Below are 17,720 nucleotides of genomic sequence, written 5' to 3'. Positions count from 1 at the left end.
ACAAATTCAAGATGCCAAATATAGCACTTTGATTTCTCTTTTTTACCCGTTCGGGTCTAGTTTCTAAGATTTAACCGTATTTTTGCCCTTAAAATACCATCTTTCATAACTTTTTAATAGCAATCATTTCTAATGAACTATTTTTCTTCTGATTTTAAATTAGGAATTCTTGGTGGTGGTCAATTGGGTAAGATGATGTTATACGAGACCCGAAAATTTGACATTCACACCACTGTAATGGATTCATCCCCAGACGCACCATCTAAAATAGCATGTAACCAATTCATTCAGGGCGACTTAATGGATTACGATGCTGTTTACAACCTTGGTAAAAAGGTAGATGTTCTTACTATAGAGATTGAAAATGTAAATGTAAATGCATTAGCGAAATTAGAGGAAGAGGGAGTTAAAGTATACCCTCCTACCCGTGCTCTTCGCATTATCCAAAATAAAGCAAAACAAAAGCTATTCTATGTAGACAACAATATCCCTACGGCAGACTTTCAACGTTTTGCCTACAAAAGTGAAATTGAGGATAGCATTAATAATGGAGGAATAAAATTCCCATTTATTTGGAAAGCAACCCAATTTGGCTATGACGGACAAGGGGTAAAAGTGGTTCGTAAGATGGAAGACCTAGAAGGCTTACCATCTGGAGAATGTATCACCGAAGTACTTGTACCTTTTAAAAATGAACTTGCCGTTATTGTTTCTCGTAGCGCAAGTGGTGAGGTTAAAACCTACCCAGTTGTAGAAATGGAATTTCACCCAGAAGCCAATCAAGTAGAGTATGTTATTTGTCCGGCTCGTATTCCAGAATCCGTAGCCAAAAAAGCCAATGAAATAGCTTTAAAAGTCTCAGACAAATTAAAGCACGTAGGCATCTTGGCAGTAGAAATGTTCCAAACTCAAGAAGATGATATTTTGGTGAACGAGGTTGCTCCTAGACCTCACAATAGTGGCCATTACAGTATTGAGGCAAGCTATACCAACCAATTTGAACAGCATATTCGCGCTATTCTAAATCTGCCATTAGGCAACACAGAAAGTAAGGTGGCAGGGATAATGGTTAATTTAGTTGGTGCAGAAGGACACACTGGAGACGTAGAATACCAAAACATGGAGGATATTTTAAAACTAGACGGAGTTACCCCTCATATCTACGGTAAAAAGCAAACTAGGCCTTTTAGAAAAATGGGGCATGTTACCATCGTTAACCCAGATATTGCGAAAGCAAGGGAAATAGCAGAATTAGTGAAAAATACAATTAAAGTGATTAGCCAATAATAGTGGCAATTAAGAAATATTCAATATTATGAGTAAAGTAGCAGTAGTTATGGGAAGTACAAGCGACCTCCCCGTAATGCAGGAAGCCATAGACATATTAAAGGGATTTGACATTGAGGTAGATGTAGATATCGTATCTGCCCATCGCACCCCTGAGAAATTATTCGATTTTAGTAAAAATGCCCATACAAAAGGATACTCTGTAATCATTGCAGGTGCAGGTGGGGCCGCTCACTTACCAGGAATGGTTGCTTCTATGTCTCCTTTACCAGTAATTGGCGTACCTGTAAAAAGCAGCAATTCTATAGACGGATGGGATTCTGTACTCTCTATTCTTCAAATGCCTGGCGGGGTACCAGTTGCTACCGTTGCGCTTAACGGAGCCAAAAATGCTGGAATATTGGCAGCACAAATTATTGGGGCTTCTGATAAATGCGTATTAGACAAAATCATCTTATACAAGGAAGGTCTTAAGCAAAAAGTAATTGAAGGGGCAAAAGCAGTAAACGAAAAGAAATAAAAGGAATATTGTAATTTGACATTGTTAGTATTTCACAAAAACTATAGGACACCCCTAAGCAAACAGCTGTTCTAATTTATACCAAACGTCTCCCAAAAACCTTGGAGACTACTATGGTTTCCTGTATCAGCTCAACAAAAATTACAGGCAGCCATTTTTTTTAAACTTCAAAAATGAAATTTCATATCATATGAACAATCCATTATTAGCTCCATTTGATACGGCACCTTTTTCTAAAATTAAAAACGAACATTTTAAACCTGCTATTTTACAGGCTATAGAGGAGGCTAGAAAAGAGATTGATGCCATTGCACAATCTGTTGATAAGCCTACATTTAAAAATACCATTGCAGCTCTGGATTTTTCCGGAGAACAATTAGATAGGGTTACCAGTGTTTTTTTCAACCTCAATTCAGCAGAAACCAACGACGAGATTCAAAAAATTGCTCAAGAGGTTTCCCCATTATTATCGGAATTCAGCAATGATATAATCTTAAACGAAAGTTTATTTAAGAGGGTTAAGGCAGTATATGACCAAAAGGACCAATTGCATCTTACCCCCGAAGAACAAACCTTATTAGATAAAAAATACAAGGGGTTTAGTAGGAACGGAGCAAATCTACCAGAAGAAAAAAAGAAGCGGTTACGTGAAATCGATGCCGAACTCTCCAAGCTGACATTACAATTTGGTCAGAATGTGTTAGCAGAGACCAATAAATACGAAATGCATCTTACTGAAGAGCCCGACTTAAACGGACTCCCAGAAGGAGAAAAAGAAGCTGCTGCAGACTTAGCAAAATCTAAAGGCAAGAGTGGCTGGTTAATCACCTTAGATTATCCAAGTTATATTCCTTTTATGAAATATGCCTCTAATAGGAATTTGCGAAAACAACTCTCCATTGCTTTTGGCAGCAAGGGCTTTCATAAGGATGAGTTAGACAACCAAGATAATATCCTAAACATCACCAGGCTAAGGTATGAAAGAGCTAAGCTATTAGGGTACAAATCTCATGCTCACTACGTTTTGGAAGAACGTATGGCAGAAACCCCTGAAAAAGTAGAGGAATTTCTAAACAACTTATTATCTATGGCTAAGCCAGCTGCCGAAAGGGAGTATAAGCAATTGGAGGAATTTGCAAAAGAATTAGACAATATAGACCGATTAGAGAAATGGGATAGCGCCTACTATTCCGAAAAATTAAAGCAAAAGCTTTTTGATCTAGACGATGAAAAGCTAAAGCCTTATTTTAAACTAGAGAATGTAATCGCTGGTGTTTTTAAGATAGCCGAAAAATTATTTGGCTTACGTTTTGAAGAAGTATTTGATATTGAAAAATACCATGCAGATGTAAAAACCTACCGCGTTTATGACGAGGATAGTAATTTCATTTCCTTGTTTTATGCCGATTTCCACCCGAGATCAGGGAAAAGAGGCGGGGCTTGGATGACCTCCTACAAACCACAATATGTACGCAACGAGAAAAATGTGCGTCCACACATCTCTAATGTCTGTAATTTCACCAAGCCAACGGCTTCTAAACCCTCCCTATTAACATTTAATGAGGTTACCACCTTATTCCATGAATTTGGTCATGGTTTACACGGAATGCTGGCTAATACCGTTTACCCAGGGCTTTCTGGAACATCTGTATACTGGGATTTTGTAGAATTACCGAGTCAGGTTATGGAGAATTGGTGTTATGAAAAAGAGGCATTGGAACTTTTTGCCACCCATTATGAGACCGGTGAACCCATCCCAATGGAATATATCACAAAAATAAAAGAGTCGGCTACTTTCTTAGAAGGCATGGCTACCTTACGCCAGCTGAGCTTTGGCATCCTAGACATGTCTTGGCACTCAGTAGACCCCTCTGGGATCACTGATGTAAAAGCTCAGGAGCAAAAGGCGTTTAAAGAAACAGACCTTTTCCCAGATGTAGCACAGACCTGTATGAGTACTTCGTTTTCACATATCTTTCAAGGTGGATACTCTTCTGGGTATTACAGCTATAAATGGGCTGAAGTTTTAGATGCAGATGCTTTCGCTTATTTTAAAGAGAATGGCATTTTCAATAAGGATATAGCCGATAAATTTAAGAGTCACATCCTTTCTCAAGGCGGCACGGAAAATCCTATGGAACTGTATAAAAGATTTAGAGGCAGAGAACCTAAATTAGAACCATTATTAGAGCGTGCTGGACTTTTAAAAAATTAGCGTCAACCTAACAAATAGACTAATAACACCCAGATTCGTAATAAACTTATTTTATTTTGGATCTGGGTTTTTTATTACTTCCCCTTTATAAGCATCATAACCTCCAGAGAGATTCACCACCTTCTTATATCCCATCTCCTGTAACTTTTTTTGAGCTTTACTGCTTCGCCCTCCAACTTTACAGTACAAGTATATAGTTTGATTTTTATCTACATCACGAAACCTTTCTGCAAAATCTGCATCAAACCAATTTATGTTTTTAGCATTTTTAATATATCCATTTTTATATTCCTCTGGAGTTCTCACATCAACCAAGATGGCATTTTTAAGCAACTTTTGATCGAATTCAGAAATAGGCAAATCCCCACTTACCTCTTGCTGACAACTTGCTATAAACGGCAAAAATAATAGTAAACAATAAAGCGATAATTTCATAACAATTGGTTTGAATCCAAAATTAAGCAATCCCAGTCAAAAAAATCAATTACTTTTGACTTACAAAGCGTATGACTAAGCAAATATTAAATCCGGACACTTGGGTAGATCGTTATTCAGACTATCTATTTAACTATGCGGTAACCCGAGTTAACGATGCGGAGATAGCCAAAGATTTAGTTCAAGAGACTTTCTTCGCCGGATTAAAATCGGCTAAAAACTTTAAAGGGGAGGCTGCAGAACGTACTTGGCTTATCTCCATCCTAAAAAGAAAGGTAATAGACCACTATCGCAAGATAAACTCTCAAAAGGCAAAGGCTATGGTCCGTATCACACAAAATAGGGATTCGGAGAACGAGGGAGATTTTATGGAGCAACAAGTAGCAGACCCAGATAGCCTTTTAGAAAATAGCGAAATAGAGAATAAGGAGTTAGGCCTAGCCATTCATGAGTGCATTAACAAGCTCCCTAAGAAACAGGCTTTAGCTTTTACTTTAAAAACAATAAATGGCTTAAGTACTGAAGAGGTATGTAAGGAGCTAAATATAAATCCGTCTAATCTTTGGGTAATCATACATAGGGCAAGGACCGTCCTCATGGATTGCCTAAACACTAATTGGTTCAAAATATGAGGAATTGCAAAAAGGCTGAAATTATATGCACAAAGATCCAGTACAAAGAAGCCACATTTTTAGAAAAATTTCAGATTCGCCTTCACTTAATCTTATGTCGCACTTGCAAAGGCTTTGTAAAAAAGAATAGCAAGTTCACTTCTCTCTGCGACCAGGCGAATTTAAAAACCCTTCCAGTTGAAGAGAAGGAAAAAATGAAGAGAATATTAGCTGAAAGGCAATGATTTTTGCTGTAGCATTAGCAACAAAAGCCACCATAACACTGGGATTCCCTCTACCCAAAAAGAAGCAAAATATTTAGATTGCATTTTCTTTGTTCTATAAATCATAACCCACAGCAAAAGCAACATTATCCCCTTGCCCAAAAGCTCCAAATAAGCAACATTCTCTTTAAAAAAAGTACCCAAGAAGAATAGCAAAGCACCAAGAGCTCCCATTAATTTGGTATTTATAAAACCAAAGCGCTGCGGCAACGTTCTAAGATCTCGGTTATCATACTTTAAATCCCTAATTTCAAAAGGGATCATTAAGACTAGTACTAAAATAAATCGCTGAACCCCTTCAATAACTACATTCCAATCTACAGGTAACTTTTCAGAAATTGCCGGTAAAACAACCGTTACACCTGCCCAAACTAGTGCCACCACAAATATTTTGAGTCCACCCAAACTCCTTAGGTTTTTTGCCCGGGGGAGCATAGGAATCGCATACAAACAGGTTAACAATAATAAAAGACCAATCCCCATCCAAACATTTAAAGTAATATAGAATGCATGGTACAAGGCAATGGCTCCCGCCAAAAAACTAACGATTTGTATATACCTTTGATAGGTACTAGATACCAAAATATATTTTCTTGCCTCTACTCCGTATTTTACAAAATTGTAACAGACTATAGTACCAAAGAATACTAAGTAAGAGAAGTTATGATCTCTGTTAATACCAAAAAAAATACCTGTCACTTCTATTAACGCAAATACCGCCAATGCTGTATGAATACTAGAATCCAGATAAAAATCGAACAGGCGTTTTAGGTAGTACATAGGTAATTGTGTAGCAAACTGTTTACAAGTTGGATTATCGGTTAAGAACTTTAACAGTGAACCTTATTAAACGTACAAAATAATTATAAATAATGAGTACTTTTGCAGACCATTATTTCAGATAAAAAAAATCAAATTATGAGGACAGATGTATTTGCCCTACGTCACATAGGCGTCGGAGAAAAAGATCTTCAACAAATGTTGGAAACCATTAAAGTTGCAACCTTAGACGAGTTGATTGCAGAGACTATCCCCGAGGATATCAGGCTAAAGCAACCTCTGGTTCTAGATCCGCCTATGAGCGAAAACGAATACCTATCCCATATTCAGGATCTTTCCGAAAAAAACAAAGTATTTAAGTCCTACATTGGACTTGGGTACCACGAGGCCTTCACCCCTTCTGTTATCAAGAGAAACATTCTTGAAAACCCAGGGTGGTATACCGCCTATACTCCATATCAGGCAGAAATTGCCCAAGGACGTTTAGAGGCTTTGTTAAATTTCCAAACCATGTTAGTAGACTTAACAGGTATGGAACTCGCCAACGCCTCTCTTCTAGATGAAAGTACTGCCGCAGCGGAAGCCATGACTATGCTTTTTGAAGTACGCTCTAGAGCTAAAAAGAAAAGTAAGGCGCTTAAGTTTTTCGTTTCTGAAGAAATTTTACCGCAAACGCTTTCCTTACTAAAAACAAGATCGGCACCATTAGATATTGAGCTAGTGGTAGGCAATCATGAGAATTTTGATTTCAGTGACGACTTCTACGGGGTTCTTCTTCAATATCCAGGTAAGAACGGACAAGTACACGATTTCTCTTCATTTGCTGCTAAAGCCGCAGAAAAAGATATTAAACTTGCAGTAGCAGCTGATATTTTAAGCCTAGTAATGCTAACCCCTCCGGGTGAGTTTGGCGCCGATGTGGTAGTAGGTACTACTCAACGATTTGGTATCCCATTGGGATATGGCGGACCTCACGCTGCATATTTTGCAACCAAAGAAGAATATAAAAGAAGTATCCCTGGTAGAATTATTGGCGTAACTAAAGATAGAGATGGCAAACCAGCTCTTCGAATGGCACTACAAACAAGGGAGCAACACATAAAAAGAGACAGAGCAACTTCTAATATCTGTACTGCGCAGGTACTATTGGCAGTTATGGCTGGAATGTATGCTGTATATCACGGTCCAAAAGGATTAGAGTACATAGCTAATAAAGTACATACCTCAGCAACTACTTTAGCCAAAAGCTTAGAAAAGCTAGGAGTTAAACAAATAAACTCCTCTTACTTTGACACCTTGACAGTAAAGGCAGATGCAGTAAAAGTTAAAACTATAGCAGAAAGGAAAGAGGTAAATTTCCTTTACATTGACGACAGCACCATAGGAATTTCGTTAAACGAAGCGACTACCTTAAAGGATCTTCAGACAATAGCCAATATTTTCGCGGAAGCATTAGGCAAGGATACCATTACTATAAAGGAGTTAGATGGCGAATTGGCCATAAACCCTGACGTAAGGAGAACCTCTCCATTTTTGGAAAATGAGGTCTTTAACTCCTATCATTCCGAAACTGAGTTGATGCGATATATTAAAAGATTGGAAAGAAAAGATTTGGCATTAAACCATTCTATGATTTCCTTAGGATCTTGTACTATGAAGTTGAATGCTGCATCAGAAATGCTCCCTATAAGCATGGCTCGTTGGGGTAATATTCATCCCTTTGCACCTATAGATCAGGCTGAAGGATACCAAACAGTTCTAAAAGAATTAGAAAAGGACCTTAATATAATTACAGGTTTTGCTGGCACTTCCTTGCAACCTAACTCTGGAGCACAAGGAGAGTACGCTGGATTAATGGTTATAAGAGCCTATCACGAGTCTAGAGGAGAAGGACATAGAAACATATGCTTAATCCCTGCTTCTGCACATGGTACCAATCCAGCTTCAGCAGTAATGGCAGGAATGAAAGTGGTAGTTACTAAAACCGATGATAACGGTAATATTGATGTAAACGATTTGGCCGAAAAAGCCGTTTTACACAAAGACAATCTTGCCGCATTAATGGTAACCTATCCTTCTACCCACGGAGTATTTGAATCGTCTATAAAAGAAATCACCAAATTAATCCATGATAACGGCGGACAGGTGTATATGGACGGTGCTAACATGAATGCCCAAGTAGGACTTACCAACCCAGCAACAATTGGCGCTGATGTTTGTCACTTAAACTTGCACAAAACTTTCGCTATCCCTCACGGGGGAGGTGGACCTGGAGTAGGACCTATTTGTGTAGCAGAGCAATTGGTTCCCTTTTTACCTGGCAACCCAGTAATTAAAACTGGAGGAGAAAAGGCTATTACAGCCATTTCAGCTGCTCCATGGGGTAGCTCTTTAGTATGCCTAATTTCTTATGGATATATTAAAATGTTAGGAGAAAGCGGACTTACACAATCTACGAAGACCGCCATTTTAAATGCTAATTACATTAAAAATACACTAAGCGGTAAGTTCGATGTGCTCTATACAGGAGAAAAAGGAAGAGCAGCCCATGAAATGATTATTGACTGCCGCCCGTTTAAAGAAAAAGGTATTGAGGTATCTGATATCGCTAAGAGATTAATGGACTATGGTTTTCATGCTCCAACTGTCTCCTTCCCTGTAGCAGGAACATTAATGATAGAACCAACAGAGAGTGAAAGCTTAGCAGAACTAGATCGTTTTTGTAATGCCATGCTATCCATTAGAGAGGAAATAGAAGAGGCATCGCCAGAAGACAATAACAATCCACTTAAGAATTCCCCACATACCTTGGAAATGATTACTTCCGATAACTGGGAATTTCCTTATAGTAGAGAAAAAGCGGCTTTCCCTTTACCTTATATCATGGAAAATAAGTTTTGGCCATCCGTTAGACGTGTAGACGAAGCCTATGGAGATCGTAATTTGATCTGTACTTGCGCTCCTATAGAGGCCTATATGGAAGCATAGATTATACTGTAAATCAACAAGTTAACAGCCCTTCAGATTTATTTGAAAGGCTGTTTTCTTTTATCAGCTATAGGAAGCTATCGATTGAACATCGTATCAATTTCTTATACTGAGAAAAAATATAATCCATTATCCTATATTTATACTAAAATCAGTACCCTATTATGAAAATTGCTATTACAGGAACTGGCTCTTACATCCCATCCGAGATTACTAAAAACTCAGATTTTCTAGAACACGAATTTTTAAACAATGATGGAACCCCATTTAATCATCCCAATGAGGTAATCATCCAAAAATTCAAGAGTATTACAGGTATTGAGGAGCGCCGTTATGCAACAAAGGACATAAACACTTCTAATATGGCCTTCTATGCCTCAGAAAAGGCTATCGCTGATGCAGGTATTGACAAGGAAGAATTAGATTACATTATATTCGCCCATAACTTTGGTGATGTTTCTGAAGGCAAACGACAAGGGGATTCCTTACCTAGTCTAGCAACTAGGGTTAAGCACCAATTAAAAATAAAGAACCCTAAGTGCGTGGCATACGATTTAATGTTTGGGTGCCCAGGCTGGTTAGAAGGAGTAATACAAGCTAATGCATTTATAAAAAGCGGCATCGCTAAGAAATGTTTAGTTGTTGGTGCAGAAACACTCTCTAGAGTTGTGGATAAGCATGACCGTGACTCTATGATCTATTCGGACGGAGCTGGAGCAACTATAATAGAAGCTAAAGAGGATAGCGGCCAAATATTAGCCCATAATAGCGCTACCTATGCTAATGGGGAAGCCTATTTCCTATTCTTTGGTGAAACTTACTCCAAGGATGTTGAAGAGGATCATAGATATATTAAAATGTATGGCAGAAAAATCTATGAGTTTGCAGTCATCAATGTACCTAAAGCTATAAAAGAATGCTTAGATGAGAGCGGAGTAGATATATCCGAGGTGAAAAAGATATTTATTCACCAAGCAAACGAGAAAATGGATGAAGCTATAATTAAACGTTTCTACAAGCAATTCAATCTAGAAATGCCAGAGGGTATTATGCCTATGAATATAGCGAAATTAGGAAATAGTTCTGTTGCTACCATTCCCACCTTATATGATATGGTGAGAAAAGGAAAAGTGGAAAACCAATCTATTTCCAAGGGAGATGTTGTTATCTTTGCAAGCGTTGGCGCTGGAATGAATATAAACGCCATGGTGTACAAAGTATAACTATCAATAGCCCATGTACGAGAAAACATTTCCGAATAAACGTTTTAAAAACACCCTTTCCTTTCTACAAAAACATGTATCTCCAGATCAACCTATCTTAGATCTTGGTGTAGAAAACCCCTTCTCTAGAATCATGAAAGAGAACGGCTATAAGGTAACCAATACCAAGGGCGAGGATTTAGACCTAGATTTCAGTTCTGTACAGGAGAGCGCTGCTGAGGTAGTTACCGCCTTCGAGATATTTGAGCACTTAATTGCTCCTTTCAATATCCTTACGGAAATAAAATGCGATAAATTAGTAGCTAGCATCCCATTAAGACTGTGGTTTTCTCCAGCTTATAGGAGTAAAACCGATCCTTGGGACAGACATTACCACGAATTTGAGCCATGGCAATTTAATTGGCTATTGGAAAAAGCTGGATGGGAAGTAAAGGATAGTGCCAAATGGACCAATCCCGTAAAAAAAATAGGGATAAGACCACTTCTTAGAAGCTTTACACCCCGTTATTATATTGTGTACGCAGAGCGTAAAACCACTTCCGAGAGAGATTCGAAATAAAGGAATTATTGATTCTAGAGGCATTGACCTCCCCATACCTGTATTTTGTATTTTAGACACTATTTAATGTAATAGATGAAATATCAAATAATTATCCCTGCCCACAATGAGGGCGAATTCTTGTCAGCCAATTTACAATCTGTAGTAGACCAAACTCTAACACCTACTAAAGTGATAGTAGTAAACGACCATTCTACGGATAAAACCGAAGACATTATAAATCAATTTACAGCCAAACACCCCTTTATCACCAAACTTAATACCACTTCTTCTACAGAACATATGCCTGGAAGTAAAGTGATTAACGCTTTTAACAAGGGCTTAGAACAAATTGAGCCCGATTACGATTTTTTAGTGAAATTAGACGCGGACACCATACTTCCTCCCGACTATTTTAAAACCATTTCAGAAATTTTCCAAAAGAACCCAAGGACAGGTATTGCCGGTGGCTTTATCTATGAACAAGACCAAAATGGAAACTGGATTTTAAACCACCCCATGGACAAAGATCACGTTCGTGGAGCATTCAAGGCTTATTCCAAAGCCTGTTTTAAAGCAATTGGCGGACTTAGGAATGCGATGGGATGGGATACGGTAGATGAGCTACTAGCACAATACCACTCCTTTGAAATTCACACAGAGGAAAGCCTAGCGGTTAAGCACCTTCGCCCTTTAGGGAAAGCGTACAACAAAAAGGCAAGACTACTGCAAGGGAAAGCGATGTACACCATGAGATACGGACTAACAATAAGCCTTATAGCCTCCTTAAAAATGGCCATTAAGCATAGGAAACCCAAAGTCTTCTGGGACAATATGCAAGGTTACTTTAATGCAAAAAAAGAGAAGTCGAACTTTTTAGTTAATGCTGAAGAAGGCAAGTTTATACGACAATTACGGTGGAAAAAAATAAGGGCCAAACTTTTCTAAAAAGAAAACCTTGACCCTTAAAATATTTAAATTCAATCTATCTACTCTAGTACTTCCACTAATGGCTTTCCTGTTGTTCCCGAAGGAAATGCCATCCCTAATAAAGCTGAAATAGTTGGAGCAATATCAGGAATTTCAGTTCTATTTATTGTACTACCTTTTTTAATCCCTTTTCCAAAGAATAATAATGGCGAATGAGTATCGTACATCCATGGAGATCCATGTGTAGATCCTGTTTTACTATAACTAATGCTTGCAGGATCATAAACAATTAAGATATCACCAGAACGTTTTTGGTTGTAACCATTCTGCAGAATATTAGGAATTCCCTTGGTATAATTATTTTGCCACATCTGATTAGCGGTATACACCTTATAAATACCATTATACAGTATTAATTCTTGAGCAATTTTATTTTGAATATCGGCAAGGTCCATATCCAAATTCCTCACCACCTTGTGGTCCAAGAATATCTGATCATTGGAAACATTTTTAATGATTTCTGTAGACCCAAAAGTAAATTTCAGATAATCATTTAATTTAGCTTTAATATCAGCTTGATCTATATAATTAGCTGGTATTTTCTGATCTTTTAAATATGCAGGAACATGTACTGCCGCATGGTCTGCAGTTAGGAAAACCGTGTATTCCCCTGCTCCAACCTTAGCATCCAGACTTTTAAATAAGCGTTCTAGATCTTGATCTAATCTGATATAGGTATCTTGAACCTCCTTGGAGTTCACCCCCCACTTATGCCCCACATAATCGGTACTAGAATAACTTATGGCTAAGAAATCCGTAATATTATCCTCTCCTAAAGATTCATTCTCTAATGCTGCTAATGCAAAATCTGTCGTAAGGTTATTTCCATAAGGTGTGCTTGCCAGAATACTGTATTTGCCATTATCATCCCATAAAGCTTCTAAGTCATATGGAAAAGTTGCCGTAGTCTTCCCTTTCCACAGTCCCTCATAATTATTATAATCTGTTCCACTTTCTACATAAGTATTTATATCCTTTAACGTAGTCCACGGCTTTTTATAGGTATCTACACTTCTCTTACTGTTGAAATCTTTTACCCATTCTGGCAAGTCATCCATATAATAAGTACTAGTTATCCAATTGCCCTCATCACCCCCATTAAACCAATAGGCGGCATTAGCAGCATGCCCTCCTGGTAAGACTGCACCTCTATCTTTTATTGCAACGGCAATTACCTTCCCTTGCATTTGGGTATGTAACCTCAATTGATCTGTCATAGTAGTAGATAGCATTCTATGGGGGGACATTTCCCCTGCTTTAGAAGTAGTACCCACGGAGTGGTAAGAGTTATCGCGAGCACAGTATACACTTTCATCTGCAAATTTATCGTACCAGTCATTCCCTATAATACCGTGAACAGCTGGAGTAGTACCGGTATAAACAGATGCGTGTCCTGGTCCAGTATAGGTAGGTGCGTAGTTAAAATGATTGTTTTTACAATTAAAACCATCATTTATCATTCTTTTAAATCCACCTTCACCATAATGATCCCAAAAACGGGTCAAATAATCATATCTCATCTGATCTACTACAATCCCAACCACTAATTTAGGGCTAACAGCAATCTCCTTAGCCCCCTTAATCTCAGCAATTTCTGTTTTTTTCTTAGATTTTCGCTGAGCATGCAAGGATGCGTTGGAAAAACCAACGAATACCAATAAAAATAAGATTATGGCACTTCTTTTTATCATAATTATAAATTTAATTAACCTCAAAAATATAGAATTAAAACCTTTATCCTTTAATCAAAGGTTAAATGATTTTTAATATTGTTATTTTTACATTTACAAGCTTATTTAAATTAAATGAATTATTTAGCATCTATAGGAAGCTACTTTATTATGATCAAGGAGGTTTTTAAAAAACCTACAAAATGGTCAGTAATGAAACAGCTGATTTTAAAGGAAATTGACGAGCTTATTTACGGGTCCCTCGGCATAATTATCTTTATATCATTTTTTATAGGGGGTGTTGTAGCAATACAAACCGCCTTAAATATCACTAGTCCATTAATTCCGAGGAACCTTATTGGTTTTGCCACTAGGCAATCTGTAATATTGGAGTTTGCCCCAACATTTACTTCTATCATTATGGCAGGGAAGGTAGGGTCTTATATTACCTCTAGTATAGGAACAATGCGTGTTACAGAACAAATAGACGCCTTGGAAATCATGGGTGTAAATTCCTTAAACTATTTAGTTTTCCCTAAGATTATTGCCATGCTTTTCTATCCTTTCGTCATAGCTATTGCCATGTACGTTGGTATTTTTGGCGGTTGGGTAGCTGGTGTTTTCGGCGGATTTAGTTCTAGTGCCGATTTTGTAGAGGGACTTCAATTAGACTTTATCCCTTTCCATATCACCTATTCTTTTATAAAATCGATTGTTTTTGCACTCCTTATTGCTACCATTCCGTCTTATCATGGGTATTATATGAAGGGCGGAGCACTGGAGGTAGGAAAAGCAAGTACAACCTCCTTTGTGTGGACAAGTGTCGTTATAATTATCGTAAACTACGTGCTAACACAATTATTATTAGGCTAATGATAGAAGTAAACAACATACATAAATCTTTTGGCGACACCCATGTATTAAAAGGGGTAAGCTCTCAATTTGAAAAAGGTAAAACCAACTTAATAATCGGGCAAAGCGGATCCGGTAAAACCGTATTCATTAAGTGCTTGTTAGGCCTTTTTAGTACAGATAAAGGCACTATTAGTTATGATGGGAAAATCTATTCCGAACTAACAGGAGACGAACAACGGAATTTAAGGCAAGAAATGGGCATGGTATTTCAAGGCAGTGCATTGTTTGACTCCATGACCGTAGAAGGCAATGTTATGTTCCCACTAGGGATGTTTACAAAGCAATCCAAATCCGAAATGCAAGACCGGGCAAATATTGTTTTAAAACGAGTTAACCTTATTGACGCTCATAAAAAATTCCCCTCAGAAATATCTGGAGGAATGCAAAAAAGGGTAGCCATTGCACGAGCTATAGTAATGAATCCAAAGTATCTTTTCTGTGATGAACCCAACTCTGGATTAGACCCCAAAACGGCAATCCTAATAGACAATCTGATTCATGAAATCACACAAGAATACGACATTACCACTGTGATCAATACTCATGACATGAACTCGGTAATGGAAATTGGCGAAAAAATAATCTTCTTAAAAAACGGCCTTAAGGAGTGGGAAGGCAGCAATAAGGAGATTTTCAAAACAGATAATGAGGCGGTAACCGACTTTGTATATTCCTCAGAATTATTTAAAAAAGTACGTCAGATGTATATTGAGGAAAGAAATTAAATTTCATCTTCCTTCACTTGAATCTTCGCATTCTTTAATCTTAATCGCAACCACTCGGTTAATTTCTGGGTATCTTTAGATTTTTGCTGCTTAGACAGTCCTTTTTCCCATTGTACGGTAAAAACAGGAATAGTATCTAACTTATTAAAATCCGTTGTAAAGGTATAGGCAAATCCTAAGTTGCTTAAGTTTTCATAATTGGTTTTAGCTTCAGCGCTAATCTCCTGAAATGGAATTTGCTGTGCAGCAAATGCACTCATTTTCTCCACTGCTTCTTTTAAAACCTGTATCTGCTCTTCCTTACTTAAAAGTTCTGCTTTTTTAGATTCATAAAGTTCACTAACATATTTCATCTGATCTAATTCTGCACTCTTAGACCCCTGAACAATCTTTAATTCTACGTTTCTTAACTTTACATATTCATTCTTCTGAGTATTCCATGTAGAGATAATGTTATCTGGTATAGTTTCGCTACCCATAAACACTAATTCTATATGTCCATTTTTCCCTTGACCATAAGATATTTCCGTTAGGTTGTCTAAGTACCTACCTTCCCCTGGTAACTCATAAGGAGCTATATTATTAGCTATAAACTGTTTCGCCTCCTTTCTAAAAAGGGACTCTTGGAAGACATTATAGAAAGTAAATCCGGCAGGAATCATCACCAAAACTGCAACTATAGAAGCCATTCTTGCTATAAATCTTCTGCGTTGTGAATTGGCATACCTAACCATAGGGAAACGCAATATTTTTATAACCAAGAAAGTAGCCAATCCTATAAAAATAGTGTTTATAGTAAAGAGGTACATTGCTCCGGTAGCATATCCAAAATTTCCTATAGCTAATCCAAATCCAACAGTACATAAAGGCGGCATTAAAGCGGTAGCAATTGCCACACCGAAGATAACACTGGCAATAGTACCTTTTTTTGCTCTCGCGATCACAAGTGCTAAACCACCAAAGAAGGCTATTAATACATCCCTAATATCTGGAGCTGTACGGGCTAATAATTCGGAAGACTCATCACGTAAAGGGAATAGATAGAAAAATAAAAAGGCGGTAAATACACTAAGTATCACCATTACTGCAAAGTTCTTTATTGATCGTCTTAAAGTATCTATATCATTGGTAGCTAGAGAAAGCCCCATACCTAAAATAGGTCCCATTAGAGGAGAAATTAACATTGCCCCTATCACTACCGCTGTAGAGTTAGCATTAAGCCCAACAGAAGCAATAAAAATAGAACAGATCAAAATCCATGAAGTATGCCCTTTAAAGGGTATATCTGCAATTATAGACTCTTTAGTAGCCTCCTGATCAGTGTTATCACGAATATCTAAGAGATCTTTCAAAAACACTCCTACACCTCCTAAAAGCCCCTTAAAGTCTTTCTTTATGTTCTCTGGATCTCCATTAACGACTCCCTGACCATTGTTTTTATTTACATTCTCTTCCATATTTAAGCAAACTGATCACCATATTGATCTTTAACTTTAGCTACCACATTTTTAATATCCTGTTCCTTAGATTTTGGGTATATCAAAAGTATATCTTCCTTATCAATTATTATATAATCGGACAACCCATCAACCACAACAACTTTCCCTTTTGGAGTACGAATCATATTACCATTCGCATTCTCACTCATTACCCTACCATTTACCAATGCATTTTCATTATCATCTTTATCTAATTTATCATACAAAGATCCCCAAGTCCCTAAGTCATTCCAGTCAAAAGAAGCTGGTAAAACAAAAATATTGGAAGACGGTTCTAAAATAGCATAATCTATAGATATATTTTCGGCCTTTGGATAATACTCCTTAATAAACGCTGTTTCCTCTTCGGTATTGTAATAAGCCATTCCCTTCTTAAACAAGTTGTATTCTTCAGGGCTATACTTTTTAAAAGCTTGTATTATGGAGGCCACACTCCACATAAATATACCTGCATTCCATAAAAAATTCCCTTGTTCTAAAAACCCTTTAGCAGTTTCATAGTCAGGTTTCTCCCTAAACTGCATCACCTTCTTTAAAGAAATAGATTCCTTTTTTTTATATTCTATATACCCAAAACCAGTATTTGGGAAAGTCGGCTTAACACCTAAAGTACACAGGACATCTTCTTTCTCACATTTATCAAAACAAGTAATTACATCTTTAGCAAATGCAGTTTCGTCTTCAATCCAATGATCACTGGGCGCAACAATCATCACAGCATTAGGATCCTTCTTCTGTATTTTTAAGGCTGCATATAAAATACATGGTGCAGTATTTCGCATAGCAGGCTCTAAAACTATTTGATCCTTATTTACCATAGGCAATTGCTCCAAGACCAAGTGATTATACCTTTCATTGGTTAAGATCAATATATTTTCTGTTGGAATAAATTTATTTAACCGTTTAAAAGTCCTTTGAATTAAGGTATCTCCGGTCCCCAACATATCATGAAATTGTTTTGGATTGTCGGAGGTACTCACAGGCCAAAACCTAGATCCTACTCCACCAGCCATCAAAACGGCATAATAATTTACTTTCAT

General features: G+C 37.4%; 15 protein-coding genes. 10 read left to right on the top strand and 5 right to left on the bottom strand.

What is annotated here, in order from left to right:
* Positions 1 to 132 precede the first annotated feature (132 nt).
* The 3 genes from H344_RS0108895 to H344_RS0108885 all read left to right on the top strand — a co-directional run bounded on the left by H344_RS0108895 (position 133) and on the right by H344_RS0108885 (position 4,022).
* Positions 133 to 1,287: a 5-(carboxyamino)imidazole ribonucleotide synthase gene (locus H344_RS0108895; RefSeq protein WP_026809997.1), complete on the top strand. Its 1,155-nt coding sequence runs from the start codon at positions 133 to 135 to the stop codon at positions 1,285 to 1,287.
* A gap of 28 nt (positions 1,288 to 1,315) precedes the next feature.
* A complete protein-coding gene (gene purE / locus H344_RS0108890; RefSeq protein WP_026809996.1) occupies positions 1,316 to 1,807 on the top strand; it encodes a 5-(carboxyamino)imidazole ribonucleotide mutase in 492 nt (163 codons plus the stop codon).
* Between the two features lie 190 nt (positions 1,808 to 1,997).
* A complete protein-coding gene (locus tag H344_RS0108885; protein WP_026809995.1) occupies positions 1,998 to 4,022 on the top strand; it encodes a M3 family metallopeptidase in 2,025 nt (674 codons plus the stop codon).
* 51 nt (positions 4,023 to 4,073) lie between these two features.
* Here the strand turns inward: H344_RS0108885 and H344_RS0108880 are convergent, their stop codons facing one another.
* On the bottom strand, positions 4,074 to 4,457 hold the full coding sequence (locus H344_RS0108880; protein WP_034256365.1) for a rhodanese-like domain-containing protein: 384 nt from the start codon (positions 4,455 to 4,457) through the stop codon (positions 4,074 to 4,076).
* 71 nt (positions 4,458 to 4,528) lie between these two features.
* Here H344_RS0108880 and H344_RS0108875 point away from each other — a divergent pair, with 71 nt between their 5' ends.
* Positions 4,529 to 5,089 carry a sigma-70 family RNA polymerase sigma factor gene (locus tag H344_RS0108875; RefSeq protein WP_026809993.1) on the top strand — a complete coding sequence of 187 codons (561 nt, stop codon included), beginning with the start codon at positions 4,529 to 4,531 and terminating at the stop codon, positions 5,087 to 5,089.
* Positions 5,090 to 5,295: 206 nt separating this feature from the next.
* Here H344_RS0108875 and H344_RS0108865 read toward each other — a convergent pair whose 3' ends face one another.
* Positions 5,296 to 6,132, bottom strand: coding sequence for a UbiA prenyltransferase family protein (locus tag H344_RS0108865; RefSeq protein ID WP_026809991.1), 837 nt, complete (start codon positions 6,130 to 6,132; stop codon positions 5,296 to 5,298).
* A 138-nt stretch (positions 6,133 to 6,270) separates the two neighbouring features.
* Here H344_RS0108865 and gcvP point away from each other — a divergent pair, with 138 nt between their 5' ends.
* The 4 genes from gcvP to H344_RS0108845 all read left to right on the top strand — a co-directional run bounded on the left by gcvP (position 6,271) and on the right by H344_RS0108845 (position 11,829).
* The gene (gcvP, locus tag H344_RS0108860) at positions 6,271 to 9,120 is read left to right on the top strand and encodes an aminomethyl-transferring glycine dehydrogenase (RefSeq protein WP_026809990.1); all 2,850 of its coding nucleotides are present in this window, start codon (positions 6,271 to 6,273) and stop codon (positions 9,118 to 9,120) included.
* 164 nt (positions 9,121 to 9,284) lie between these two features.
* Positions 9,285 to 10,343, top strand: coding sequence for a 3-oxoacyl-ACP synthase III family protein (locus H344_RS0108855; protein ID WP_026809989.1), 1,059 nt, complete (start codon positions 9,285 to 9,287; stop codon positions 10,341 to 10,343).
* Between the two features lie 13 nt (positions 10,344 to 10,356).
* The gene (locus H344_RS0108850; protein ID WP_026809988.1) at positions 10,357 to 10,902 is read left to right on the top strand and encodes a class I SAM-dependent methyltransferase; all 546 of its coding nucleotides are present in this window, start codon (positions 10,357 to 10,359) and stop codon (positions 10,900 to 10,902) included.
* A gap of 75 nt (positions 10,903 to 10,977) precedes the next feature.
* A complete protein-coding gene (locus H344_RS0108845) occupies positions 10,978 to 11,829 on the top strand; it encodes a glycosyltransferase family 2 protein (protein ID WP_026809987.1) in 852 nt (283 codons plus the stop codon).
* A 41-nt stretch (positions 11,830 to 11,870) separates the two neighbouring features.
* On the opposite strand, the gene pafA is transcribed toward H344_RS0108845, so the two are convergent.
* Positions 11,871 to 13,562 (bottom strand): alkaline phosphatase PafA, encoded by a 1,692-nt coding sequence (pafA, locus tag H344_RS0108840; protein ID WP_026809986.1) that lies wholly within the window; start codon positions 13,560 to 13,562, stop codon positions 11,871 to 11,873.
* Positions 13,563 to 13,676: 114 nt separating this feature from the next.
* On the opposite strand from pafA, the gene H344_RS0108835 reads away from it, so the two are divergent.
* Together H344_RS0108835 and H344_RS0108830 are read left to right on the top strand one after the other, a co-directional pair.
* Positions 13,677 to 14,414: an MlaE family ABC transporter permease gene (locus H344_RS0108835; protein WP_026809985.1), complete on the top strand. Its 738-nt coding sequence runs from the start codon at positions 13,677 to 13,679 to the stop codon at positions 14,412 to 14,414.
* The gene (locus H344_RS0108830; RefSeq protein WP_026809984.1) at positions 14,414 to 15,181 is read left to right on the top strand and encodes an ABC transporter ATP-binding protein; all 768 of its coding nucleotides are present in this window, start codon (positions 14,414 to 14,416) and stop codon (positions 15,179 to 15,181) included. Before H344_RS0108835 ends, H344_RS0108830 begins: the two co-directional genes overlap by 1 nt.
* Here H344_RS0108830 and H344_RS0108825 read toward each other — a convergent pair.
* A complete protein-coding gene (locus H344_RS0108825) occupies positions 15,178 to 16,638 on the bottom strand; it encodes a DUF389 domain-containing protein (protein ID WP_026809983.1) in 1,461 nt (486 codons plus the stop codon). The genes H344_RS0108830 and H344_RS0108825 overlap by 4 nt on opposite strands.
* A gap of 2 nt (positions 16,639 to 16,640) precedes the next feature.
* On the bottom strand, positions 16,641 to 17,720 hold the full coding sequence (locus H344_RS0108820; RefSeq protein ID WP_026809982.1) for a mannose-1-phosphate guanylyltransferase: 1,080 nt from the start codon (positions 17,718 to 17,720) through the stop codon (positions 16,641 to 16,643).

It is taken from the genome of Arenibacter latericius DSM 15913 (assembly GCF_000424985.1).
Lineage (GTDB): Bacteria > Bacteroidota > Bacteroidia > Flavobacteriales > Flavobacteriaceae > Arenibacter > Arenibacter latericius.
Note: the sequence above shows the minus strand (reverse complement) of the source record. Positions and strands in the feature narration are given on the sequence as shown.